Below are 22,431 nucleotides of genomic sequence, written 5' to 3'. Positions count from 1 at the left end.
ACGGTTTTTCGCCAGATTCGTGGAATTTCCGGCACCAGACTCGCGGAGAGTCCCCTCACCCGGATCGGATCTGCGATGCGCTCCGGCCTCTCCCCGCAGGCAGGGAGAGATGAAGGAGGAAACCAGCCTATTTCGGCCTTACATTCGGGTCGCCGCCGGGGCTGCCGGGGGTGGGATCACCGGGGTGTTGCCGCCGGTGTCGGGGGCCGGGGCGTGCATGTCGGGGTCAACGCCGGCGGGCGGGCAGAGCACGCCGTCGGATTTGGCCAGCTTGTCGCCGAGCGGTTCCCGGGACTGGCCGGTGGTGGTGCCGTCGGCCTGACGGTTCGGGCGGTCCTGCGGGGTGCAGTTGGCCGCATGCTGCGGGGACGGCGGCGCGGTCTGTTGCGGCGGCGTCGCAGGTAGCGGCGGGGCCTGCGCGATCGCGCTGCCTGAGGCAGCGATCAGGAGGCCCGCCAATATGATGTTTGATGTCGTGCGCATGGGAGGAAAACGCGCCGGCCTTGGCGCGTGTTCCCGCGGCGCGATCACGATTTGCGGTAGCGGATCAGCGAGAAATGCCCCATCGGCGGCATCGGGCGGCGCTCGGTGAGCGTGACGCCGCCGTGTTTGGCGGCCCAGTTGACGAGCCGGGCCCACGGGAATTCCGGGCGCCAGCCGAGGCGGCGGGCGATGGGGGCGAAGGCGAGCTCGGAGAGCTTGCGAAGACCCTTCTCGGCGCCGATGTGGTTGACGAGGATCAGCTCGCCGCCCGGCTTGAGCACGCGGACGAACTCGTCGAGCGTTCCTTCGGGATCGGGCACAGCGGTGATGACATATTGCGCCACCACCGCGTCGAAGAGGTTTGCGGGGAAGGCAAGGTTCTTCGCGTCCATCACCGAGAGCACTTCGACATTGGAGAGGCGCAAGCTCCGCACGCGCGCCTGCGCCTTGCGCAGCATCGGCTCGGAGATGTCCACGCCGCAGATCTTCGTGGTGCGCGCGTAGTCGGAGAGCGAAAGACCCGTGCCGACGCCGACGTCGAGGATACGGCCGCCGATGCGGTCGGCTTCCGCAATGGTCGACTGCCGTCCGGCGTCGAAGACCTTGCCGAACACGAGATCATAGACCGGCGCCCAGCGGCCATAGGCCTTCTCGACCCCGGCCCGCGAGATGTCTGCTGCCATGCCCCCTGCCCTTACGCGAATTCTTAGAATGTAATGAACATTGGTGAGATCGATGCCAACCCCGACGTTGGTGCACCTCCCCCGCTTGCGGGGGAGGTCGGCGCGCGCGCGAGCGCGGCGGGTGAGGGCTTTATCCTCTCGCGAGATATCGCGTGCGGAAAGCGCCCTCTCCCCAACCCTTTCCCGCAGGCGGGAGAGGGGCGCACTTCCGGTGTCGCGTGAGTGCGGTCCGATCTCATGATCATTAGCCGCGCACGGCTTCCGCGAGCGGGCGTGACGTGTGGCCTGCGACCTTCGCCGCGGCGCTCTGAATAAAACCGCCGCCGAGCACGCGGGCCTGGCCCGAGGGCGCGTCGTAGAACACGCAGGCCTGGCCGGGCGAGACGCCCTCTTCGCCGGCGACGAGCTCGACCTCGTAATGACCATTGCCGCCGCGCAGCCAAGCCGGCTGCGGCGAGCGGGTCGAGCGCACGCGCACGAACATCTCTAAGCCGTTGCCGATCGCGCGGTCGATGTCGCCGCCGCCGATCCAGTTGACGTCGCGCAAGCTGATGCTGTGCATCTTCAACGCATCGCGCGGGCCGACGACGACGCGGCGATTGGCGGCGTCGAGCCGCACCACGAACAGCGGCGAGCCGGAGGCGATGCCGAGGCCGCGGCGCTGGCCGACGGTGAAATTGGCGATGCCGTGATGCTGGCCGAGCACGCGGCCGTCGAGATCGACGATGTCGCCGGGGTCCATCGCGTTCGGCCGCAGGCGGGTGATGATGTCGGTGTAGCGGCCCGTCGGCACGAAGCAGATGTCCTGGCTGTCGTGCTTGTCGGCAACGCTGAGGCCGAAGCGGCGGGCGAGCTCGCGCGTCTCGGGCTTGGTCATGTCGCCGAGCGGGAAGCGCAGGAAGTCGAGCTGCTCCTGCGTGGTCGCGAATAGGAAATAGCTCTGGTCGCGATCGGCGTCTGCCGCGCAGACCAGCGCGCGCGAGCCGTCGTCGCGCCGACGCGAGGCGACGTAATGGCCGGTGGCGAGCGCTTGCGCCCCTAACTCGCGGGCGGTCTTCAGGAGGTCGCGGAATTTGACGCTGCGGTTGCACTCGATGCACGGCACCGGCGTTTCGCCTAGCGCGTAAGAGTCGGCGAAATTGTCGATGACGGACTCGCGAAAGCGGTCCTCGTAGTCGAGCACGTAATGGGGAATGCCGAGCTTGGCCGCGACGTCGCGGGCGTCGTGGATGTCCTGGCCGGCGCAGCAGGCGCCCTTGCGGTGGGTGGCCGCGCCGTGGTCGTAGAGCTGGAGCGTGATGCCGACGACGTCGTAGCCTTCAGCCTTCAGCAGCGCAGCCGTCGTCGAGGAATCGACGCCGCCCGACATGGCGACAACGACTCTGGTGTCCTCGGGACGGCCTTCGAGATCCAGACTGTTGAGCATGGGTTCTTAAGCTGTGACGGCGGCGTTCGGCGATCCGCGATTTGCTTCTGGCCGGGACATGAACGGTCCCGGGGAACTTCGGTTCCCGCGGGGCGCGACTTGCCCGGTCGAAAGCGGCTGAGAGCTGCCTCTTTAATATAGGCCGCATTCCGGTGAAGCAATCACGCCGGCCTCAAGCTTAGGGCAATTCTTGCCGGGGCGGCAGAAATGGCGGGGCTTCTGCGCTCCTCGCAGCCGAGGCACCGATCTGACAATACATTGATTTCATTATATAAAATCGTCATTCAGGAGGTTGGCCCGCTCCTTGCTACCCCTCTGCCGAAGATGTTTCCGAGAGGTCGCCTGTGGTCGGTGTTTCGTCAGATCTAGCTGCCAGCGTCCAGGTTTCGAGTGCGCAACAGAAGCCTGCGCGCTCGCAAGGGCACAAGGACACGTCCCCGAGCGACTCCTTCGGCTCGCTGGTCGACAGCAACACCCAGGCGATCAGCAACAACGCGCCGGCCCAGGACACCGCGCCGCGCCGGACCGATTCCGCCTCGTCGTCCTCCGCCTCCGACCGCAGCTCGCGCGACGCCGCTTCCACAGATTCCTCCGCGCAAAGCAAGGCCAGCGACGACACCGACACCTCCGCGCCCGCCAAGAGCGAGGCCACGGACGATCAGGTCAAGGATCCCGCCAAGACGGGCAAGACCAAGGACAAGCTAGAAGCCTCCGACGCCAAATCGGCCGACAAATCCGAGGAGACCAAGGGCGACAAGACCGACGGCAGCGACAGCCTCGCCGGCGCCGTCGATGCCGCAACCGCGGCGCAAGTCGACGCGACGCAGCCCGCCCTGCCCGATCCGAACGCGGTCGTCGTCGCCGCGCCCGTGGTGCCGGTCGATCCGAATGCGGCCGCAAGCCAGGCCAGCGATGCCGCCGCCTCGCCGCTGACGATCGCCGCTGCCGGCATCGCCGCCAGCGCTTCCACCGCGGCGCAGATCGCCGGCACCAAGACCGACACCGCAACGCCCGGCGACAAGAGCGCCAAGACGGCCGGCGCGAAAGTCGATGCCGACACTTCGGCGACGCTGGCCGATGCCGCGACCGGCGCGACCGACGGCACCGAGGGCACCGCGACGGAGGCCAAGACCAATGGCGGGCTGATCGCCGCAGTGGACCAGGGCACGCCAAAGACCTCTTTCAAGGCTGCCGCGACCGCCGCCGGCGCAAGCGACGTCTCCAATATCGGCCAGGACGCGGGCAAGGCGAACGCCGCGCTCACGCCGGCAAATGCGACAGCCACCAACGCCGCGCATCCGCAAGCCGCCAAGCCGCAGGCCGATGGCAGCGCAACCGACGCGAAGGCCGACGTGAAGGCCGGCTCGACCGACGCGGCGCCCGCGGCGACGAACACGCACGCGCATGCGGGCGCTCAGGCTGTCGCGGCGCAGGTCGACACGAGCGCGCAGGCCGCCTCCGCGGTGCAGGCCCCGCTGACCACGACGACCTCGGCCGCGACCGCCTCGACCGCAACGTTGACCGCGACCGCGGCGACCTCCGCGGCGGTGCCGATCAATGCCGTCCCGATCGAGATCGCCGCCGCCGCGCGTGCCGGAAAAACGCGCTTCGACATCAGCCTCGATCCGGTCGACTTGGGCCGTATCGACGTCCGCATCAATGTCGACCGCAATGGCCAGGTGACCTCGCATCTGACGGTCGAGAAGCCGGAGACGCTGCAGATGCTGCGGCAGGACGCGCCTCAATTGCAGCGCGCGCTCGACGATGCCGGCTTCAAGACCGGCAGCAACGGGCTGTCCTTCAGCCTGCGCGACCAGAATTCGTCCGGCCAGCAGTCCGGCCAGAACAACGACAATGGCGGCAATGCCCGCCGGCTGATCATCAGCGAGGACGACAGCGTTCCCGCAGCGCCCGTGGGGCGCGGCTATGGCCGCATGCTCGGATCGAGCAGCGGCGTCGACATCAGAGTGTGAGGAGTATTCGCCAATGACCACCACGAATGCCGCCACCGCCCCCTCCGTCGTCTCCGGCACGACCGACATCCCGAAATCGTCCACATCGAACTCGCTGAGCTCGAGCACGGGATCGACGCTCGCCGGCAATTTCCAGACCTTCCTGACGCTGCTGACGACGCAGCTGCAGAACCAGAACCCGCTCGATCCGCTCGACACCAACCAGTTCACCCAGCAGCTGGTGCAGTTCGCCGGCGTCGAGCAGCAGCTCAAGACCAACGACTCGCTGGCCCAGCTCGTCACCCTGCAGCAGACCACGCAGGCGACCCAGGCGCTGGGCTTCGTCGGCAAGACCGCCCTGGTCGACGGCTCGACCGCGACCATGAAGAACTCGTCGGCGACCTGGCATCTCAACGTGCCGAGCGATTCCACCGTCGACATCACCGTCGCCAATGCCAGCGGCCAGACCGTGTTCACCGGCAAATACACCGCCTCCGCCGGCACCGACATTCCCTTCACCTGGAACGGCATGGGCAATGACGGCACGCAATGGCCCGACGGCAAGTACACGATCTCGGCCACGGGCAAGGACGTCGCGAACAACACTGTCGGCATCGCCGCGCAGGTGCAGGGCACGGTGTCGTCGGTCGACCTGACGCAGTCGCCGCCGCTGCTCACCATCGACGGCGCCAGCTACACGCTGAGCCAGGTGAAGAGCATTATTGCGACGAGCAATTGAGGGCGAGCGCGCGAGCCGCATATTCGGTGTCGTCCCGGCGAAGGCCGGGACCTATAACCACAGGCAGAAGTTTGGCGAAGACCAGTGGTTAGGAAGTCAATTTCCGGTACTGCTACCTGCGTCTGATTGATAGATCACGCGGTATGGGTCCCGGCCCCCGTGCGCAATTGCGCACTAGGTGTGGTCTTTCAGGAGGTTGTCCATCTGGTCTGAACCGAGGAAGCTGAGGTTGCGAAGCTTCAGTGTTCCAAGGAGAGACCAGATGAACGTGCACAAGAATGCGCCTTTGACGCCCAAAGGTCGAGAGGCGATGGTCCGAAGCGTGGTGCAAGGTGGGCTAAGCCAAGCTGGCGCGGCCGACCTGTTCAATACGACGCCGAAGACGGTCGCCAAATGGGTCAAGCGGTTCCGCGCGGAAGGTGTAGAGGGATTGCGAGATCGGTCCTCCAGGCCCCTTTCATCGCCAAGCCAAACCCCGGTCGCCACGTGCACCGCTGTGGAGGCGTTGCGCCGGCAGCGCCACACCGGCAAGCAGATCGCTGCCGAGGTCGAGGTGTCACCGGCCACCGTCAGCCGCATCCTGCGCCGCTTGGGATTAAACCGGATACGCGACCTGGAGCCGGCCGAACCGGAGCGCCGCTATGAGCGCGAGAACCCAGGCGAGATGCTCCACATCGACATCAAAAAGCTCGGGCGTTTCGAGCGTGTTGGCCACCGCATCACCGGCGATCCGAGTGGTCCAAACAAGAGCCGCGGCGCTGGGTGGGATTTCGTCCACGTCTGCATTGACGATCATTCCCGCGTCGCGTTCTCCGAGATCAAGCCCGACGAGACAGCGGACAGTGCTGTTCCCTTTCTCAAGGCGGCTGTGGCTTATTACAAAAGCCTCGGCGTCACCGTCACGCGCGTCATGACCGACAATGGCAGTTGCTACCAGTCCTTCGCCTTCCGCGACGCTTGCCGGGACCTGGGCATCAAGCACATTCGCACCAAGCCCTATACGCCCAGAACAAACGGCAAGGCCGAGCGCTTCATCCAAACCGCGCTTCGCGAATGGGCCTATGCCAAAGCCTATCCAACATCAGATCGGCGCGCCCAAGAGCTGCCGTTCTGGCTGCACCAATACAACTGGCATCGGCCCCACGGTGGGATAAAATCTCAAACGCCGATCAGCAGGCTCGGTTTGACCAAGGACAACCTCTTGAGGCTCCACAACTAGGCCGGGACGACAGTTAGGGGCCTTGCGACAGCACCGCAGCCCCAGTTCGTTAGTAAAGTATTTACCTTCTGCCCGCCTGGCCGGCCCGAACCATGCTGTTTCGCCCGCCAGGCCGGCCGCGTTCCCGCAAGTTTCAACGAGAATTGTATTGAAGCCTTAGGCTTAGCGGATTTTTAAGCCGCGGGGGTTACGGTTACTGCGTGAGTTCAGTGGTTGAGAGTTTGTGAGTACGCCATGACAGAACCCCATCGCCCGAGGGTAAAATACGTCATCGGGCCGGACGGCAGTCCGCTGACGATCGCAGATCTGCCCGCACCCGGCACCAAACGCTGGGTCATCCGCCGCAAGGCCGAGGTCGTCGCCGCCGTGCGTGGCGGACTTCTCTCCCTCGAGGAGGCCTGCAGCCGTTATACCCTGACGGTCGACGAATTCCTCTCCTGGCAGTTTTCCATCGACCAGCACGGTCTGGCGGGTCTTCGCACCACCCGCATCCAGCAATATCGCCAGTAAGCGATCCGGAAATCTGCGGCTATTGACGAAAATCGGCCTCGCCCAGCGAGGCCGATTTTTTTCATGTTTGCTTTTGGGGCGACTTTTGTCCGACCTCTTAACCTTCGTTAACCATATCGAAACCATCCCCTAGGCAATAATTGCCCAGTCGGCCGCTCGGTAGCGGGTCGAAGCTTCGGGGCGGTTGCTTGCAAGGTCTTGCGGACTTCTTAAAAAGTATCGGTGCCGCCCGGTTCGGGGCGATGATCGCGGTCACCGCCGCGCTCATCGGCTTCTTCGCGTTCGTCATCATGCGGGTCACGACGCCGCAGATGACGACGCTGTTCACGGACCTCAGCGTCGAAGATTCTTCCAGTATTATCAAGGACCTGGAACGCCAGGGCATCCAGTTCGAGATCCGCAATGAGGGCTCCATCGTCATGGTGCCCAAGGACAAGGTCACGCGCCTGCGGATGAAGCTCGCCGAGGGCGGCCTGCCCAAGGGCGGCGGCGTCGGCTACGAGGTGTTCGACAAGTCGGACGCGCTCGGCACCACCTCCTTCGTCCAGAACATCAATCATCTGCGCGCGCTGGAAGGCGAGCTCGCCCGCACCATCCGCGCCATCGACCGCATCCAGGCCGCCCGCGTCCACCTCGTGCTGCCGGAGCGGCCGCTGTTCGCCCGCGAGGCGCCGGAGCCGTCGGCCTCGATCGTGGTGCGGGTGCGCGGCTCGCTCGAAGCCCAGCAGATCCGCGCCATCCGCCACCTCGTCGCCTCCGCCGTCAACGGCCTGAAGCCGCAGCGGGTCTCGATCGTCGACGAGGCCGGCCAGCTGCTCGCCGACGGCGCCCAGACCGATCCGGAGCAGGCGCTCGGCGACGAACGCCGCACCGCCTTCGAGAAGCGGATGCGCAAGCAGGTCGAGGACATCGTGTCCTCCGTGGTCGGCGCCGGCCGGGCCCGCGTCCAGCTCTCCGCCGATTTCGACTTCAACAAGGTCACCCAGACCTCGGACAAGTACGACCCCGAGGGCCGCGTGCTGCGCTCGAGCCAGACCCGCGAAGAAAGCAGCATGACCGCCGACAACAACGGCCAGGTCACCGTCAACAACGAGCTGCCCGGCAACCAGCAGAACAACGGCGTCGCGGCCAAGGACCAGAGCAAGAAGACCGAGGAGACCAACAATTACGAGATCTCCCGCACCACCAAGACCGAGGTGACCGAGGCCGGCCGGGTCAACCGCATCTCGGTCGCGGTGCTGGTCGACGGCATCTACACCAAGAACGACAAGGGCGAGCTCGCCTACACGGACCGCACCAAGGAGCAGCTCGACCGCATCGCCACCCTGGTGCGCTCGGCGATCGGCTTCGACCAGAAGCGTGGCGACCAGGTCGAGGTCGTCAATTTGCGCTTCGCCGACGCCCCCTCCACCGCACCGATCGGTGAACCCTCAGGCTTCCTCGGCATGCTGCAGTTCACCAAGGACGACGTCATGTACTTCTTCGAGCTCGGCGTGATGATGCTGCTCGGCCTCGTCGTGATGTTCATGGTGATCCGCCCGCTGGTCAAGCGCATCCTCGCCTCCGACGAGGTCGCCGCGGCCATCACCGGCGTCCTCTCCGGCCCCGCCGCCTCGGAAGAGGCAGCGCCCGCCGGCCCTGCGCTCCTGCCGGGCGGCGCCGCCAGCGCGATCGACGTCGCTACCATCCAGGGCCAGGTCCACGCCCAGTCCGTTCATCGCGTCGGCGAGCTCGCCGAGCGCAACCCCAACGAAACCGTCGCCATCATCCGCCAGTGGCTCACCGAGCCAACCAAGTAACCGCCAAGTGAATCAAGAAGTGATCTGACATGGCCGCCTCCTTGCAAAACGCCAACTCCAACGACATCACCAGCGTGATCTCCACGCTCGGCCAGCGTGCCGGCAGCCGCACGGGCAAGGCCGAAACGGTGGCGGGACCGAAGCGCGCCGCGATCCTGATGCTGGCGCTCGGCGAGCAATATGGCGGCAAGATCTGGTCGCTGCTCGACGACGACGAGGTGCGACAGCTCTCGCTGGAGATGTCGACGCTCGGTACCGTTGAGGTCGACACCGTCGAGGACATGCTGCTCGAGTTCGTCTCGCGCATGTCGGCCTCCGGCGCGCTGATGGGCAATTTCGACGCCACCGAGCGGCTGCTCCAGCAATATCTGGCGCCCGAGCGCGTCAACGGCATCATGGACGAGATCCGCGGCCCGGCCGGCCGCAACATGTGGGAGAAGCTCTCCAACGTGCAGGAAGAGGTCCTCGCCAATTATCTGAAGAACGAATATCCGCAGACCATCGCGGTGGTACTGTCGAAGCTGAAGCCGGAGCACGCCGCGCGCGTGCTCGGCATCTTCCCCGAGGAACTCGCACTCGACGTCGTCAACCGCATGCTGAAGATGGAGGCGGTCCAGAAGGAAGTGATCGAGAGCGTGGAAAAGACGCTGCGCACCGAGTTCATGTCCAACCTGTCGCAGACCCGCCGGCGCGACGCCCACGAGGTGATGGCCGAGATCTTCAACAATTTCGACCGCCAGACCGAAACCCGCTTCATCACCTCGCTGGAAGAGGAGAACCGGGAATCGGCGGAGCGCATCAAGGCACTGATGTTCACCTTCGACGACCTCGTGAAGCTGGATTCCGGCTCGGCCCAGACCCTGATGCGCAACGTCGACAAGGACAAGCTCGGCGTCGCGCTCAAGAGCGCCAACGAGGACGTCCGCAACTTCTTCTTTGGCAACATGTCCTCGCGCGCGGCCAAGATGCTCCAGGACGACATGGCGGCAATGGGCCCGGTCCGCCTGCGCGACGTCGACGAGGCCCAGGCGCTGCTGGTCAACCTCGCCAAGGACCTCGCCGCCAAGGGCGAGATCATGCTGACCAAGAACCGCGCCGACGACGAGCTGGTGTACTGATGGCCGCTCCGGCAAAATTCCTGTTCGATACCGACTTCGCGGCGCCCGAGCGGACGACGCGCGAGAAGCCTGCGACCGCCGCCGAGATCGCCCAGAAGATCGCGGAAGCCGAGGCGCGGGCCTATCAGGACGGTTTTGCCGCCGGCCAGCGCGAGGCCAAGGCCGAGAGCGACCGCCGCGTCGCGCTCGCCATGGAGGAGATCAACATCGCGATCCGGGGCATCGCATCCGGCATCGGCAACATCGAATCCAAGATGGAGACCGAGGCGGTCGACGTCGCGGTCGCAGTGGCGCGCAAGCTGTGCGCCGACCTCGTCACCGCCGAGCCGCTCGGCGAGATCGTCGCGCTGGTCAAGGACTGCTTCTCGCATTTGGTCGCGACGCCGCATCTCGTCGTCCGCATCAACGATTCGCTCTACGACAGCGCGCGCGAGAAGATCGAGCGGCTCGCCAAGCAGAGCGGCTTCGAAGGCCGGCTGGTGATCCTGGCCGAGCCGGAAATTGCCACCGGCGACTGCCGGATCGAATGGGCCGACGGCGGTGTCGTGCTGGAGCGCGGCGCCATCGCGGCCAAGATCGACGACATGGTCGGACGCTATATCGCGTCCCGGAGGGGGAGCTAAGCCATGAGCGACACCGACGGACAGGTCCCGCTGCCCGATCTCAACGGCCCGATGCCGCCTGCCGGCACCGATGTCGGCTACAACGAGGATGAATATGCGGCGCGCGCCGCCGCCGACCTCGAGGCCGTGTTCGACGTACCGGTGCAGGTCTCGGCCGTGCTCGGCCGCTCCAAGATGGACGTCAGCGAGCTATTGAAGCTCGGACCCGGCACCGTGCTCGAGCTCGACCGCCGCGTCGGCGAGGCCATCGACATCTACGTCAACAACAAGTTGGTCGCCCGCGGCGAAGTCGTCCTGGTCGAGGACAAGCTCGGCGTGACCATGACCGAAATCATCAAGACCGAACGCACGTGATGACGCGCAATAGCGCGACCAGACGGACAGGAGACTGACATGCGGCTTCTCATCGTTGGCACATTGAAGGGCCAGCTCACCACCGCCACCAAGATCGCGATGGAGAACGGTGCGACCGTGACCCACGCCGAGGATCACGAGCAGGCGATGCGCGTGCTGCGCGGCGGCAAGGGCGCCGACCTGCTGCTGGTCGATGTCGCCCTCGACATCCGCGACCTCGTGATGCGGCTGGAAGCCGAGCACATCCACGCTCCGATCGTCGCCTGCGGCATCACCAACGACGCCCGCGCCGCAGTCGCCGCGATCCACGCCGGGGCCAAGGAATACATCCCGCTGCCGCCGGATCCGGAGCTGATCGCCGCGGTGCTGGCCGCCGTCGCCAACGATTCCCGCGAGCTGGTCTATCGCGACGAGGCGATGGCGAAGGTGATCAAGCTCGCGCAGCAGATCGCCGGCTCCGACGCCTCGGTGATGATCACGGGTGAATCCGGCACCGGCAAGGAGGTGCTGGCCCGCTACGTCCACAGCCGCTCGGCCCGCGCCAAGCGTCCGTTCATCTCGATCAATTGCGCCGCGATCCCCGAGCACCTGCTGGAGTCCGAGCTGTTCGGCCACGAGAAGGGCGCCTTCACCGGTGCCGTCGCCCGCCGCATCGGCAAGTTCGAGGAGGCGACCGGCGGCACGCTGCTGCTCGATGAAATCTCCGAGATGGACGTCCGCCTGCAATCAAAACTTCTGCGCGCCATCCAGGAGCGTGTGATCGATCGCGTCGGCGGCACCAAACCCGTTCCAGTCGACATCCGCATCATCGCGACCTCGAACCGCAACCTTGCCGAGGCCGTGCGTGAGGGCACGTTCCGCGAGGACCTGCTGTTCCGCCTCAACGTCGTGAACTTGAAGATTCCGCCGCTGCGCGAGCGTCCCGCCGACATCCTCGAGCTCGCCCAGCACTTCGTGAAGAAATATGCCGAGGCCAACGGCGTGCCGATGCGCCCGCTCTCGGCGGAGGCGCGCCGCGTGCTCTCCACCAACCGCTGGCAGGGCAACGTCCGCGAGCTCGAAAACACCATGCACCGCGCCGTGCTGATGGCGCAGGGCGACGAGATCGGCCCCGACGCGATCATCACCCCGGACGGCGATCGCCTCGATCTCGCCAAGACCGCGCCGGCCGTGGCGCACGCGACCATGGCCGCCGAGCAGGTGACGCGCGCGCTTGTGGGGCGCACCGTCGCCGACGTCGAGCGCGATCTGATCCTCGAGACGCTGAAGCACTGCCTCGGCAACCGCACCCATGCCGCCAACATCCTCGGCATCTCCATCCGCACGCTGCGCAACAAGCTCAACGAATACGCCGACGGCGGCATCCCGATCCCGCCCGCGGGGACGCCGGGCGAATATCCGCGCGTGCCGATGATGGGGTGAGCCCTGATCTTCAAGCTCGACGTCTGCACAAAGGCCCGGAGCGCCGCAAGCGTTCCGGGCCCGATCATGTCGCGATCTGTCCGAACTATTTGCCCGGCGGGACGTAGGAGCTTGCGAGCTTCGCGGCCTTTTCCGCGATGCTCTTGAATTCGCCCATCTTCCAGGCGCGCACGGTTTCGATCTTGGAGACGGCGCCACTGGCGGCGGCAACCATTCCAATCGCAATAGCATCGGAGCCGTCGGGAAACTCCGTGACGAGCACTGCGTCGTGCTGACCGGTCGTCATGAAAGCTCCCTGGAGCTTTCCGCCGGCTTTTTCGACCAGCGCACCGATGACTGAGGTACGATCGATCGGCTTGTCGACCATCCCCTTGATGCCCGCGTTTGAGTATGAGACGTACGAGATGAACAGCGGCATGGTTTCTCTCCGTCGAAGTTAGAGCGACAACACCTGTAATTTTGGAAAGAGCCCTCCGAGCGAGAGCAAGGCACGGCCTGCCGACAGCATGCGAGCTGCCTTGAAGATAGAGCTGCGGACCTCGGCACATCCAACTGGCAGCTTGCGCCGATTGTAACCGACTCAGCAATACTGCGCGAACGGTCAGCCAAGCCTACCCATTTGGAGCGCGACTATCGTGCCGCCGCGAGTGAAGCAGTTCACTATCGATGCGCATCAGGATCGGTAGAATTCTGGAGTGAGATGGCGCGTCCGCCTTCCGAAAGGCCTTCAAATCGAAAGGGCAAGTCATGAAATACCCTTTGTGGACGATCTCCCGCCTGTCGCTGATTGCAACGCTGATCACAGCTTCAGCGCCGCTGGCGCGCGCCGATGTGATCATGGACTGGAATGCAAAGGCCGACGCGATTGCTGCCGAGAAACAGATTCCTCCGGCGCCGCACAGCCGCGCCTTGTCCTTGATGCACGTTGCAATGTTCGAGGCGGTCAACGCGATTGAGCACCGCTATGCGCCATACAAGATCTCGTTGTCGGCAGATCGTTCGACGTCGCGGGAAGCTGCAGCCGCAGTTGCGGCGCACGATGTGCTGCTGTCGATCTATCCAGACCTCAAGCCGGACCTGGATGCGACACTGACGAACGCGCTGGCGCCGATTGCCGATGGCGAGTCCAAGACCGCCGGCATCGCCCTCGGGAAAGAGGCGGCAGTGCAGATCATCCAGCTTCGCGCTAACGATGGCAGCGCCGCCGTGGAAACGTACCGGCCCCTGACCACGCCGGGCGCCTATGTCCCAACCGTGGTCCCGCTTTTCTCGACCACGGGTGCGACGACGCCCTGGGTCATGACGTCGGGATCGCAGTTCCGTCCCGGACCGCCGCCCGCGCTCGATTCAGAGGTCTGGACCAGGGACGTGAACGAAATCCGCGAGGTCGGCGGCCGAGGCAGCGCGACCCGGACGCCCGAGCAAACGACGATCGGTCGATTCTGGTTCTTTGTCGGTGCCCGCACCTACAACCCGATCGTGAGGCAGGCCGCTTCGGTCAAGGGAATGGATCTCGTCGACTGCGCCCGCCTGTTCGCCCTGACGTCGATCACCGGCAACGATGCCATCGTCGCCGTGTTCGACGCCAAGTATCACTACAATTTCTGGCGCCCGATCACGGCCATCCGCAACGCCGATCTGACGTCGAATGCCGCGACGCCTCGCGATGCCTCCTGGCTGCCGCTCGGGGACACGCCGATGCATCCGGAATATCCCTGCGCGCACTGCATCGTCTCGGCCGCGATTTCGACCGTGCTCCAGACCGTGGTCGGAGATTTTGGCGAGTTCTCCCTGACCAGCCCGACGGCACCCGGGGTCACGCGCAAATGGTCGCGGCTGCAGGACTATAGCGACGAAGTCTCCAATGCGCGCATCTGGGCCGGCTTTCACTACCGCTTCTCGACCGAAGTCGGCAAGGACATGGGCCGAAAGATCGGTGCGCTGACCGTCGCGACGCAGCTTCGCGGTGTGGAGGCAATGGCGCAGCCAAGCCGCTAGGCCGGCGGCCGTTATGGAGCACCGAACACATAGCCGCACCGCATCCGGCGACTATGTCACGCCTGCGCAAGGTCCTATAACCGTGCGTGAGAACCACGAGGGTACATATGTCTGAAGCTCAAATCACGGACTGGCTGGCGTCGCAGAAGCAGGCGATGATCGATCTCTTGCGCGATGTCGTGAACGTCGATTCCGGATCCTATGACAAGGAAGGCGTCGATGCGGTCGGTACGCGGTTCGAGCGGCACTTTGTCGAGCACGGCATTCCGGTCCGGCGCGAGGCCAACACCACTTTCGGCGATGCGATCCATGCCGAGGTGGCAAAGCCCGGCAGCAACGAGAAGCCGGTGCTGTTGATGGGCCATCGCGACACCGTGTTCGGCAAGGGCGAGGCCGGGCGGCGTCCGTTCACGATTCGAGACGGTCGCGCCTATGGGCCGGGCGTCGCCGACATGAAGTCGGGCCTCGTCATGAACGTGTTCGTGGCGACCGCCTTCCATAAATTCGGCGGCAGCCCGCACCCGATCAAGGTGCTGATCACCTCCGACGAGGAGATCGGCTCGCCCGCCTGCCGCCCCATCATCGAGCGCGAGGGACGAGCCGCGCGCGCCGTGTTCAACTCCGAGCCGGGTCGCCCCACAGGCAATGTCGTGACGGGGCGTAAGGGCGGCATCTTCATGCACATGGCCATCACCGGCAAGGCCGCGCACTCCGGCGCCAATTTCGCCGCGGGCGTCAGCGCGATCGGCGAGCTCGCGCACAAGATCGTGCAGATCCACGCGCTGACCGATCTCGACAAGGGCATCACGCTGAATGTCGGTCTCGTCTCGGGCGGCCAGTCCGTCAACACCACTGCGCCTTACGCCGAAGGCCAGATTGATCTGCGCTATGTCGATCCGGCCGATCGCGCGCGGATCATGGCCGCGATCGAGACCATCGTTGCAACCTCCTACGTGCCGGGCACCAGCGCGACGCTGACGATCAAGGGCGAGTTCGTGCCGGTGGTGCAGAGCGCGGAGTCGAAGACGCTGTTCGAAGGCTATCAGGCCGCCGCAAGACAGGTCGGCCTCACCACGCTGCAAGGCGAGTTCTCCGGCGGCTGCGCCGATTCCGGCTTCACCGCCGCAGTCGGCACGCCGACCATCTGCGGCCTCGGCCCCGTCGGCGGGCTCGCGCACACGCCGGAGGAATATCTCGAGATCGACAGCATCGTGCCGCGCGCGCAGGCGCTGGCGCTGGCGATTTTAAGGGGGTGAGAGAGGTGCCGTAGGGTGGGCAAAGGCGCACTTGCGCCGTGCCCACCATTATCTTCATCGGATGGAACTGGTGGGCACGCTTCGCTTTGCCCACCCTACGAGACCTGCCGGGTTCTACGAATAACTCGGCGCGTCGGGCTTGCGGAAGATGTGGATGGGATCGCCCGGCACGATCGGGCGCCCTGAGAACATCGCGTAGGCGTAGAGCGCGAGATAGGCGATCGCGAGCGCGCCGATGGCGTAGAAGGCTAGGGTCGCGACGCGCTTCATCGATCCGCTCCAATGCCGTCCCGGCGGGACGGCTGAAGCAGCGCTTCTAGAGCGATGAGGCGGAAAAGGCCAGCCGGCGCCTACCGGCGGCGATCAAATGCCGCGCCGGGTGCGCGCGGGAAGGCTGACATCGGCGAGCCTTGCGGCGTCCTCGTCCTGGTCCACCGCCACGTACTGGCCGTGCCAATAGGCGAGCGCCGCGTTGCGCGTCGAGTTCCTGACGTCCCTGACACGGCCGATGACGATGCCGTGCGAATGCCGCTCGACGATCTCCTCGACCTCGCAGTCGAACACCGACAACGCACCGACGAGGAGCGGAACGCCTGAGACCGCCGTCACCCATTTGGCGCCGGCAAAGCGGTCGGCGCCCTTCAGCCCGCCCTTGCCGGCAAAGCGCTCGGCAATGTCGAGCTGATCAGCGTTGAGGATGTTCACGCCGAAGGCGCCGTGGCGCTTGATCAGCGGGAAGGACGAGGCATCGCGGTTGATGCTGACCAGCAGCGTCGGCGGCTCGACCGACAGCGAGGTCACCGAGGTCACCGTCATGCCGGTGATGTCCTTGCCCCGCCCGGCGGTGATGACGCTGACCCCGCCGGTGAGGTGGCGCATGGCGCCGCGAAAATCGGCGGGCGAAACGGGGATTTCGGTCATGAGATCGCGGGGCACTACATTCATGGCATGGTCCCCGAAATGGGGTTCCCCTGTATTTAGGTACGATCGTCCGCCGACAAAAGGTGGCTCAGGATCGAGCCTTCGAGCCCCGCGAGCTCGGCCGAGCCGCGTTCCCGCGGCCGGGCGGCGTTAACCACGACGTCATGGGCGATCCGGCCGTCCTCGATCACCAGCACCCGGTCGGCCAGGGCAACCGCCTCGGAGACGTCATGGGTGACCAGGATCGCGGTGAAGCCCTGGTCGCGCCAGACCCGCTCGAGGAGGCGCTGCATCGAGATGCGGGTCAGGGCATCGAGCGCGCCGAGCGGCTCGTCGAAGGCGAGCACGCGCGGACGGGAGACCAGTGCGCGGCCGAGCGCGACGCGCTGCTTCTGGCCGCCCGACAGCACCGAAGGCCACTGGTCGCGCTTGTCGGCAAGACCGACCTCCGTCAACGCCTGCTCGGCGCGGGCATGCACATCTTTTGAGGCGCGATCGCGGCCGAGGCCGACCTCGACATTGGCGAGCACGCGGGCCCAGGGCAACAGCCGCGGCTCCTGGAACATCACGCGGATGTCCTCCGGCTGAACATCCTGGCCGAAGCTGATGCTGCCGGCATCGATCTTGTCGAGGCCGGCGATCAGGCGCAGCAGCGTGCTCTTGCCGCAGCCGCTCTTGCCGACGATGGCGACGAACTGCCCGGCGGGGATGTGCAGATCGATGCCGCGCAGCACCTCGTTGCTGCCGAAGGACTTTCGCAGGCCGCGGATGCTGAGCGGCAGGCCGGTGATCTGCGCCGGACGCTCCTCGCGCACGATTCGGGCGTGAGGGGCGAAATTGGCGCGGCTGGCGAGCTCGGTTTCGGGAAGGGACGTACGAAGCGCTGTCTGCATGTGATTCCCAGTATTTCTGCTCAACGTTTCTGGAAGGCGGGGTGCCAGGAGAGCGTCGCCCGCTCCAGCACGCGGGAGGCGCTGTCGGCGAGCTTGCCGAGCAGGGCGTAGATCAGGATCGAGAGCACGACGACGTCGATCAGCATGAACTCGCGCGCCTGCATCGCCATGTAGCCGAGGCCCGACGACGCCGCGATGGTCTCGGCCACGATCAGCGTCAGCCACATGATGCCGAGCGCGAAACGGATCCCGACGAAGATCGAGGGCAGGGCGCCCGGGAAGATCACGCGGCGGAACAGCTCGCCGTCGGTCATGCCGTAGATGCGGCCCATCTCGATCAGCTGCGGATCGACGGTGCGGATGCCGTGCAGCGTGTTGAGGTAGATCGGGAAGAACACACCCAGCGCCACCAGGAACAGCTTGGCGCTCTCATCGATGCCGAACCACAGGATGACCAGCGGGATCAGCGCCAGATGCGGCACGTTACGGACCATCTGCAGCGTGGTGTCGGTGAGCTTGGCCGAGAGCTGCGACAGACCGTTGGCGAGCCCGAAGGCGAAGCCGATGCTGCCGCCGATCAGGAAGCCGATCGAGGCGCGCCAGAACGAGACCCAGATGTTGCGGACGAGCTCGCCGGAGAGCAGCAGCTTCCAGCCCGCCAGCGCGACGTCGCTCGGCGCCGGCAACACGCGCGTCGGCACGAAGCCGGTGACGCAGGCGATCTGCCAGATCGCGATGATGGCGAGCGGCACGATCCACTGGACCAGGCCATCGACCCGCGGCAGGCGGACGCTGCGCGGGAGAGAGATGCTGTCGATGAGGCTCATGATTGCGATGCCTGTTTGTGCGGGCGGAAGTCGTTGCCGACAGTCTCGCCGAACGGGCCATGGTTGGGATGCAGCCGCGTCACGTTGCTGCCATGACCGAGCGAGAGCAGCGGGAAGACGAGCTCGGCGAAGCGATAGGCTTCCTCCAGATGCGGATAGCCCGACATGATGAAGGTATCGATGCCGATGTCCTGGTATTCCTTGATCCGGGCCGCGACGGTCTGGGCGTCGCCGACCAGCGCCGTGCCGGCGCCGCCGCGGACGAGGCCGACACCCGCCCACAGGTTCGGCGCGATCTCGAGCTTGTCGCGCTTGCCGCCATGGAGCTGCGCCATGCGCTGCTGGCCGACGGAGTCCATCCGCGCAAAGTTCTTCTGCGCAGTGGCGATGGTGTCGTCGCTGACATGCTTGATCAGCTCATTCGCGGCGCGCCAGGCCTCTTCATTGGTCTCGCGGACGATGACGTGAAGACGGATGCCGAAGGAGAGCTTTCGGCCACGCGCCGCGGCGACCTCCCTCACCTTCGCAATCTTCTCCGCAACCAGGGCCGGCGGCTCGCCCCAGGTCAGATATTTGTCGACGGTGTCGACGGCGACGTCGATGCCGGCATCGGACGAGCCGCCGAAGTAAAGCGGCGGCCGCGGCGACTGCACCGGCGGGAACAGCAGCTTGCCGTCCTCGATGCGGATGTGCTTGCCCTCGACATTGACCACCTTGCCCGCGAGCAGGTCGCTATAGACGCCCAGGAACTCGCGGGTGACCTCGTAGCGCTCGTCATGGGCGAGGAAGATGCCGTCGCCCTTGTTCTCGACGGGATCGCCGCCGGTGACGACATTGATCAGCAGCCGGCCGCCCGTGACGCGGTCGAGCGTCGCCGTCATGCGCGCGGCCACGCTCGGCGATTGCAGGCCGGGCCTGACAGCCACGAGGTAGCGCAGCCGCTCGGTGAACGGCGCGACTGCGGAAGCGACGATCCAGGAATCCTCGCAGGACCGGCCGGTCGGCAGCAGCACGCCGAAATAGCCGAGCTGGTCGGCGGCCTGTGCGACCTGGCGCAGATAATTGAAATTGACCTCGCGACCGCCGATGCCGGTGCCGAGATAGCGGCCGTCGCCATGCGTCGGCAGGAACCAGAGGATGTTGGCGCTGGATTGGCTCATGGATGTGCCCCTAGCCGTAGGTCGTGCCGACGGCGGCCGCGACGATGCCGATCGACATGACGATGGCTGCGATCAAGCGTTGAACGATGCGCTTCATGTTCAGACCTTTTGAGATGGGAAGATCGGTCGGCACGGTCAGGCTGCCGGATTGCGCCAGACGATGTCGCGGATGACGATCGGCTTCGGGATCAGGCCGAGCTTGTAGAAGCGGTCGGCGACGCCCTGCTGGGTCGCGACGATGTCGTCGGTGACGGGACCGACCACGAAGGACGAGCGGTTGGCGGCGATGGTCTGGATATCCAGGGGGATGCCGGTGACGGCGGCGAGGGACTTTGCCACGTCATCGCGATGCAGCTCGGCCCATTTGGCGGTCGCGGTGGTGACGTCGACGATCTGCTGCAGGATGGCGCCGTGGTTCTTCGCGAAGTCGCGATTGGCGATGTAGAACGAGTTGGCCTTGGTGACCTCGCGCGCGTTGATCAGGATGCGGCCGTTCTGCTTGGTCTCGCCGATCGCGAAGTAAGGATCCCAGATGGCCCAGGCCTCGATGCTGCCATTGGCGAAGGCCGGGCCGGCGTCCGGCGGGGTCAGGTAGACCGGGGTGATGTCTGCATAGGTGAGGCCCGCCTTCTCCAGCGTCTGCACCACGATGTTGTGGGCGCTCGAGCCCTTGGTGAAGCCGACGCGCCTGCCCTTCAGTTCGGCGATGGAGCGTATCGGCGAATCCTTCGGCACCAGGATGCCCTGGCCGTTGGTGATCGGCTGTCCCGCGGCATAGACGATCGCGGCGCCCGCGGCCTGGGCGAACACCGGCGGGGAATCGCCGACGGCGCCGTAATCGACGCTGCCGACATTCATCGCCTCCATCATCGGGGGACCTGAGGAGAACTCGACCCATTTCACCTCGATGCCCTGGGCCGCGAAATGTTTTTCCAGGGCGGCCTGCTGGCGCGTGATGACCAGCACGCCGTTCTTCTGGTAGCCGATACGAATTTCCTTCACCGCGCCTTGTGCGATGGCAGGTGACGCGAAGGCAGCGGCGGCTGCTGTTCCAATCGACAGTTTCAGAAAGTCCCGACGCTGCATTCCACACTCCCGGCCGCATGCGGCCGTCATTTCATCTGCGTTCGGGAATGATGGTGCGCCTTATCGGAGGTGTCGAGACGTGCAGAAAAATAGCGATGCGAGCACTGCGCGTGTGGCCGAGTGCATGATTAATCTTTCAAGCGGCCGCGACGATGCAGACGGAATTTTTCCGCACGCGAATGTGAGAGCCATCCGGATTCGGTCCGGGGCCCTGACGGCCTGAACAAAAAAGTCGCAAAACAACCCCATGCACAGTAGCCGGGGTATGCGAAAACAATGGCTTACGTATTATCCGAAGCTCGTTTGACCCGTCGGGCAAAACAGGGGCATAATGGCATGATCGGGGACTGGGAGTTGCTATGGCGCGAAGGGTCTTCCAGCTCCGCTGTCATTCCCCGCGAAAGCGGGGAATCCAGTACGCCGCAGCCTCTCCGTATCCTCGCACTGCCTCTGGAATACTGGATCGCCCGCCTGCGCGGGCGATGACACCGAACGTATGATGGGATGCGTGCCACGGTCCCCGGTGCGCGCAGGCATGGGCCGTCCTAGTGCACCCACCTCACCGGCAAATTCTGCAGTCCGCGGAACGCCCAGCCGCCGATCCGCACCGGCTCGTCATCGGCGATCTCGATACGCCCCGCGCGGGCGAACAATGTCGGCAGCGCGACGTCGGCGATCATGGCGCGCGAAGCGAAGGCGCCGGCGCAGAAGTGTGGGCCGGCGCCGAAGGCAACGCTTTTGGTGGTGTCGCGTCTCACATCGAATTCGTCTGCGCGCTCAAAATGCTTCTCATCGCGGTTGGCGGAGCCGAACATCAGGAACACGCGCTCGTCGGTTTCGAATGCGACATCGCGGATAGTCCACGGCTTTGCGATGCGACGCGGCGACATGCCGATCGGCGAGATCCAACGGGCATATTCCTCAAAGGCCTGGAGCCAGGTCACCTCACCGCGCAGGACCAGATCGAGCTGGTCGGGATGGGTGAGCAGCGCCCACACCGTGCCGGCAATCGCCTTGCGCGGCTCGTTCTGGCCGCCCGATATCGCGAGTTTTACATTCGCGCGCACACTCTCCATGGCCATGCCCGAGGCAAGGAGCACGCCCAAAATGCTCTGGTCGGGATGCTCGCGCATCACCGGCAGGATGTCGTCGATCGCCGCATCGATGCCCGACGTCGCGGCGTGGCAGCGCGCCTCGACCGCGGGATCGCCGGCATAGTTGGCGATGCCCTCGATCATGCCCTGCGACCACGCGTCCATGTCCTCAAAGCCGATATTGGTGAGGCCGGTGATCGATTTCAGGCATTCGCCGGAGAACGGCAGCGCGAAGTCGCGCATGAAGTCGATCCGCCCCGGCCCGATCGCGTCGAGGATGCGATCGGCATGGGCCTGGAACAGCGCAGTCCAGTAGCCCTTCACCGTCTTCGGTGAGATCGTCGGGAACATCGCGCGCCGCTCGATCTGATGCGCCTCGCCATCCTTGCGCATCATGTTGTGACCCATCAGCCGGTTCATCAGGCCGGCGGGCTGGTGCGAGGAGAACACGTCGATCTGCTTCTCGGAGATCGAGATGTCGTCGCGGCTCGTCAGCAGCGTCGAGCCGAGCTGCGGCACGAAAGCGATCGGCGCTTCCTTTCGCATCTTTGCGAGCATCGGATAGGGATCGGCCCAGAACGAAGCAGGGTCGATGTCGATGCGCGGCGCGGTGCTCAAGGCTCGCTCCCTTGTTGTCTCCTCGATGCCAAGGCTAGCGCCTTCGTAGGTCGCCGTCTGTCCCCAGCGATTGGGACAGGCGGCCTGCTAAGACCCTCAAATAGTTAAAATATGGACATGATTTCTGCTAGGCGTCCATCTGGGCCAACCCGGGAAAAAGTAGCAATTGAGTTCCGCTGAAGGGGGGTATCAAATGCCTTGGACGAGCGAAGCACGAAGGTTCATGCAGCAATGCACGCCGCGCGTTTGA

General features: G+C 65.3%; 21 protein-coding genes and 2 pseudogenes. 11 read left to right on the top strand and 12 right to left on the bottom strand.

The genetic code is table 11. The features are described 5' to 3' along the window. Positions 1-127: 127 nt before the first annotated feature. The 3 genes and pseudogenes from N2603_RS09810 to mnmA all read right to left on the bottom strand — a co-directional run bounded on the left by N2603_RS09810 (position 128) and on the right by mnmA (position 2,592). Positions 128-483: pseudogene (locus N2603_RS09810) on the bottom strand (hypothetical protein). Positions 484-527: 44 nt separating this feature from the next. Continuing rightward, positions 528-1,166, bottom strand: coding sequence for a class I SAM-dependent methyltransferase (locus tag N2603_RS09805; protein ID WP_018641458.1), 639 nt, complete (start codon positions 1,164-1,166; stop codon positions 528-530). 244 nt (positions 1,167-1,410) lie between these two features. Continuing rightward, a complete protein-coding gene (gene mnmA, locus N2603_RS09800; protein ID WP_260388558.1) occupies positions 1,411-2,592 on the bottom strand; it encodes a tRNA 2-thiouridine(34) synthase MnmA in 1,182 nt (393 codons plus the stop codon). A gap of 344 nt (positions 2,593-2,936) precedes the next feature. Here mnmA and N2603_RS09795 point away from each other — a divergent pair, with 344 nt between their 5' ends. From N2603_RS09795 to flbD, 9 genes are all read left to right on the top strand, one after another. Continuing rightward, positions 2,937-4,565, top strand: a complete 1,629-nt coding sequence (locus N2603_RS09795) for a flagellar hook-length control protein FliK (RefSeq protein ID WP_018641462.1) — start codon at positions 2,937-2,939, stop codon at positions 4,563-4,565. Positions 4,566-4,578: 13 nt separating this feature from the next. Beyond that, positions 4,579-5,283: a flagellar hook assembly protein FlgD gene (locus tag N2603_RS09790; protein ID WP_018641463.1), complete on the top strand. Its 705-nt coding sequence runs from the start codon at positions 4,579-4,581 to the stop codon at positions 5,281-5,283. A gap of 262 nt (positions 5,284-5,545) precedes the next feature. After that, on the top strand, positions 5,546-6,502 hold the full coding sequence (locus N2603_RS09785) for an IS481 family transposase (protein WP_260388557.1): 957 nt from the start codon (positions 5,546-5,548) through the stop codon (positions 6,500-6,502). Between the two features lie 234 nt (positions 6,503-6,736). Continuing rightward, on the top strand, positions 6,737-7,012 hold the full coding sequence (gene sciP / locus N2603_RS09780; RefSeq protein WP_002714638.1) for a CtrA inhibitor SciP: 276 nt from the start codon (positions 6,737-6,739) through the stop codon (positions 7,010-7,012). 188 nt (positions 7,013-7,200) lie between these two features. Further along, positions 7,201-8,811 carry a flagellar basal-body MS-ring/collar protein FliF gene (fliF, locus tag N2603_RS09775; protein ID WP_260388556.1) on the top strand — a complete coding sequence of 537 codons (1,611 nt, stop codon included), beginning with the start codon at positions 7,201-7,203 and terminating at the stop codon, positions 8,809-8,811. Positions 8,812-8,840: 29 nt separating this feature from the next. Next, positions 8,841-9,929, top strand: a complete 1,089-nt coding sequence (fliG, locus tag N2603_RS09770) for a flagellar motor switch protein FliG (RefSeq protein WP_018641465.1) — start codon at positions 8,841-8,843, stop codon at positions 9,927-9,929. Next, a complete protein-coding gene (locus tag N2603_RS09765) occupies positions 9,929-10,552 on the top strand; it encodes a FliH/SctL family protein (RefSeq protein WP_260388555.1) in 624 nt (207 codons plus the stop codon). Before fliG ends, N2603_RS09765 begins: the two co-directional genes overlap by 1 nt. A gap of 3 nt (positions 10,553-10,555) precedes the next feature. After that, positions 10,556-10,906, top strand: a complete 351-nt coding sequence (gene fliN, locus N2603_RS09760) for a flagellar motor switch protein FliN (protein ID WP_018641467.1) — start codon at positions 10,556-10,558, stop codon at positions 10,904-10,906. Positions 10,907-10,945: 39 nt separating this feature from the next. Continuing rightward, positions 10,946-12,328, top strand: a complete 1,383-nt coding sequence (flbD, locus tag N2603_RS09755) for a sigma-54-dependent transcriptional regulator FlbD (protein ID WP_018641468.1) — start codon at positions 10,946-10,948, stop codon at positions 12,326-12,328. Positions 12,329-12,413: 85 nt separating this feature from the next. Here the strand turns inward: flbD and N2603_RS09750 are convergent, their stop codons facing one another. Beyond that, positions 12,414-12,746: a GYD domain-containing protein gene (locus N2603_RS09750; protein ID WP_018641469.1), complete on the bottom strand. Its 333-nt coding sequence runs from the start codon at positions 12,744-12,746 to the stop codon at positions 12,414-12,416. 329 nt (positions 12,747-13,075) lie between these two features. Between N2603_RS09750 and N2603_RS09745 the strand changes: the two genes are divergently transcribed. Together N2603_RS09745 and N2603_RS09740 are read left to right on the top strand one after the other, a co-directional pair. After that, positions 13,076-14,326 (top strand): vanadium-dependent haloperoxidase, encoded by a 1,251-nt coding sequence (locus N2603_RS09745; protein WP_260388554.1) that lies wholly within the window; start codon positions 13,076-13,078, stop codon positions 14,324-14,326. 107 nt (positions 14,327-14,433) lie between these two features. Continuing rightward, complete coding sequence (locus N2603_RS09740) at positions 14,434-15,582, top strand: M20 family metallopeptidase (RefSeq protein ID WP_260388553.1); 1,149 nt, start codon at positions 14,434-14,436, stop codon at positions 15,580-15,582. A gap of 114 nt (positions 15,583-15,696) precedes the next feature. On the opposite strand, the gene N2603_RS09735 is transcribed toward N2603_RS09740, so the two are convergent. The 8 genes and pseudogenes from N2603_RS09735 to N2603_RS09700 all read right to left on the bottom strand — a co-directional run bounded on the left by N2603_RS09735 (position 15,697) and on the right by N2603_RS09700 (position 22,181). Next, positions 15,697-15,852 carry a hypothetical protein gene (locus N2603_RS09735; protein WP_260388552.1) on the bottom strand — a complete coding sequence of 52 codons (156 nt, stop codon included), beginning with the start codon at positions 15,850-15,852 and terminating at the stop codon, positions 15,697-15,699. Positions 15,853-15,945: 93 nt separating this feature from the next. Continuing rightward, positions 15,946-16,527, bottom strand: coding sequence for a flavin reductase family protein (locus N2603_RS09730; protein WP_260388551.1), 582 nt, complete (start codon positions 16,525-16,527; stop codon positions 15,946-15,948). 32 nt (positions 16,528-16,559) lie between these two features. Continuing rightward, positions 16,560-17,195: pseudogene (locus N2603_RS09725) on the bottom strand (ABC transporter ATP-binding protein); the annotation flags it as partial. 221 nt (positions 17,196-17,416) lie between these two features. Continuing rightward, complete coding sequence (locus N2603_RS09720) at positions 17,417-18,223, bottom strand: ABC transporter permease subunit (RefSeq protein WP_018641475.1); 807 nt, start codon at positions 18,221-18,223, stop codon at positions 17,417-17,419. Then, complete coding sequence (gene ssuD / locus N2603_RS09715) at positions 18,220-19,383, bottom strand: FMNH2-dependent alkanesulfonate monooxygenase (protein WP_260388549.1); 1,164 nt, start codon at positions 19,381-19,383, stop codon at positions 18,220-18,222. The genes N2603_RS09720 and ssuD overlap by 4 nt, the downstream gene beginning before the upstream one ends. Positions 19,384-19,393: 10 nt before the next feature. Continuing rightward, a complete protein-coding gene (locus tag N2603_RS09710; RefSeq protein WP_260388548.1) occupies positions 19,394-19,516 on the bottom strand; it encodes a hypothetical protein in 123 nt (40 codons plus the stop codon). A 2-nt stretch (positions 19,517-19,518) separates the two neighbouring features. Further along, on the bottom strand, positions 19,519-20,469 hold the full coding sequence (locus tag N2603_RS09705) for a sulfonate ABC transporter substrate-binding protein (protein WP_260388547.1): 951 nt from the start codon (positions 20,467-20,469) through the stop codon (positions 19,519-19,521). Between the two features lie 545 nt (positions 20,470-21,014). After that, positions 21,015-22,181: a cytochrome P450 gene (locus tag N2603_RS09700; protein ID WP_260388546.1), complete on the bottom strand. Its 1,167-nt coding sequence runs from the start codon at positions 22,179-22,181 to the stop codon at positions 21,015-21,017. Positions 22,182-22,431: the final 250 nt, after the last annotated feature.

The sequence above is a fragment of the Bradyrhizobium huanghuaihaiense genome (assembly GCF_025200885.1).
In the GTDB taxonomy this organism is placed as follows: Bacteria; Pseudomonadota; Alphaproteobacteria; order Rhizobiales; family Xanthobacteraceae; genus Bradyrhizobium; species Bradyrhizobium huanghuaihaiense.
The sequence above is the reverse complement of the archived record's forward strand: the minus strand, read 5'-3'. Positions and strand labels throughout refer to the sequence as shown.

Coding starts and splice junctions, on each gene's coding strand:
- fliG (WP_018641465.1), top strand. CDS start 8,841: ATGGCCGCCTCCTTGCAAAACGCCAACTCCAACGACATCACCAGCGTG.
- N2603_RS09765 (WP_260388555.1), top strand. CDS start 9,929: ATGGCCGCTCCGGCAAAATTCCTGTTCGATACCGACTTCGCGGCGCCC.
- N2603_RS09785 (WP_260388557.1), top strand. CDS start 5,546: ATGAACGTGCACAAGAATGCGCCTTTGACGCCCAAAGGTCGAGAGGCG.
- N2603_RS09730 (WP_260388551.1), bottom strand. CDS start 16,527: ATGAATGTAGTGCCCCGCGATCTCATGACCGAAATCCCCGTTTCGCCC.
- N2603_RS09705 (WP_260388547.1), bottom strand. CDS start 20,469: ATGCAGCGTCGGGACTTTCTGAAACTGTCGATTGGAACAGCAGCCGCC.
- N2603_RS09805 (WP_018641458.1), bottom strand. CDS start 1,166: ATGGCAGCAGACATCTCGCGGGCCGGGGTCGAGAAGGCCTATGGCCGC.
- N2603_RS09790 (WP_018641463.1), top strand. CDS start 4,579: ATGACCACCACGAATGCCGCCACCGCCCCCTCCGTCGTCTCCGGCACG.
- flbD (WP_018641468.1), top strand. CDS start 10,946: ATGCGGCTTCTCATCGTTGGCACATTGAAGGGCCAGCTCACCACCGCC.
- sciP (WP_002714638.1), top strand. CDS start 6,737: ATGACAGAACCCCATCGCCCGAGGGTAAAATACGTCATCGGGCCGGAC.
- N2603_RS09720 (WP_018641475.1), bottom strand. CDS start 18,223: ATGAGCCTCATCGACAGCATCTCTCTCCCGCGCAGCGTCCGCCTGCCG.
- N2603_RS09735 (WP_260388552.1), bottom strand. CDS start 15,852: ATGAAGCGCGTCGCGACCCTAGCCTTCTACGCCATCGGCGCGCTCGCG.
- mnmA (WP_260388558.1), bottom strand. CDS start 2,592: ATGCTCAACAGTCTGGATCTCGAAGGCCGTCCCGAGGACACCAGAGTC.
- N2603_RS09745 (WP_260388554.1), top strand. CDS start 13,076: ATGAAATACCCTTTGTGGACGATCTCCCGCCTGTCGCTGATTGCAACG.
- N2603_RS09740 (WP_260388553.1), top strand. CDS start 14,434: ATGTCTGAAGCTCAAATCACGGACTGGCTGGCGTCGCAGAAGCAGGCG.
- N2603_RS09750 (WP_018641469.1), bottom strand. CDS start 12,746: ATGCCGCTGTTCATCTCGTACGTCTCATACTCAAACGCGGGCATCAAG.
- fliN (WP_018641467.1), top strand. CDS start 10,556: ATGAGCGACACCGACGGACAGGTCCCGCTGCCCGATCTCAACGGCCCG.
- ssuD (WP_260388549.1), bottom strand. CDS start 19,383: ATGAGCCAATCCAGCGCCAACATCCTCTGGTTCCTGCCGACGCATGGC.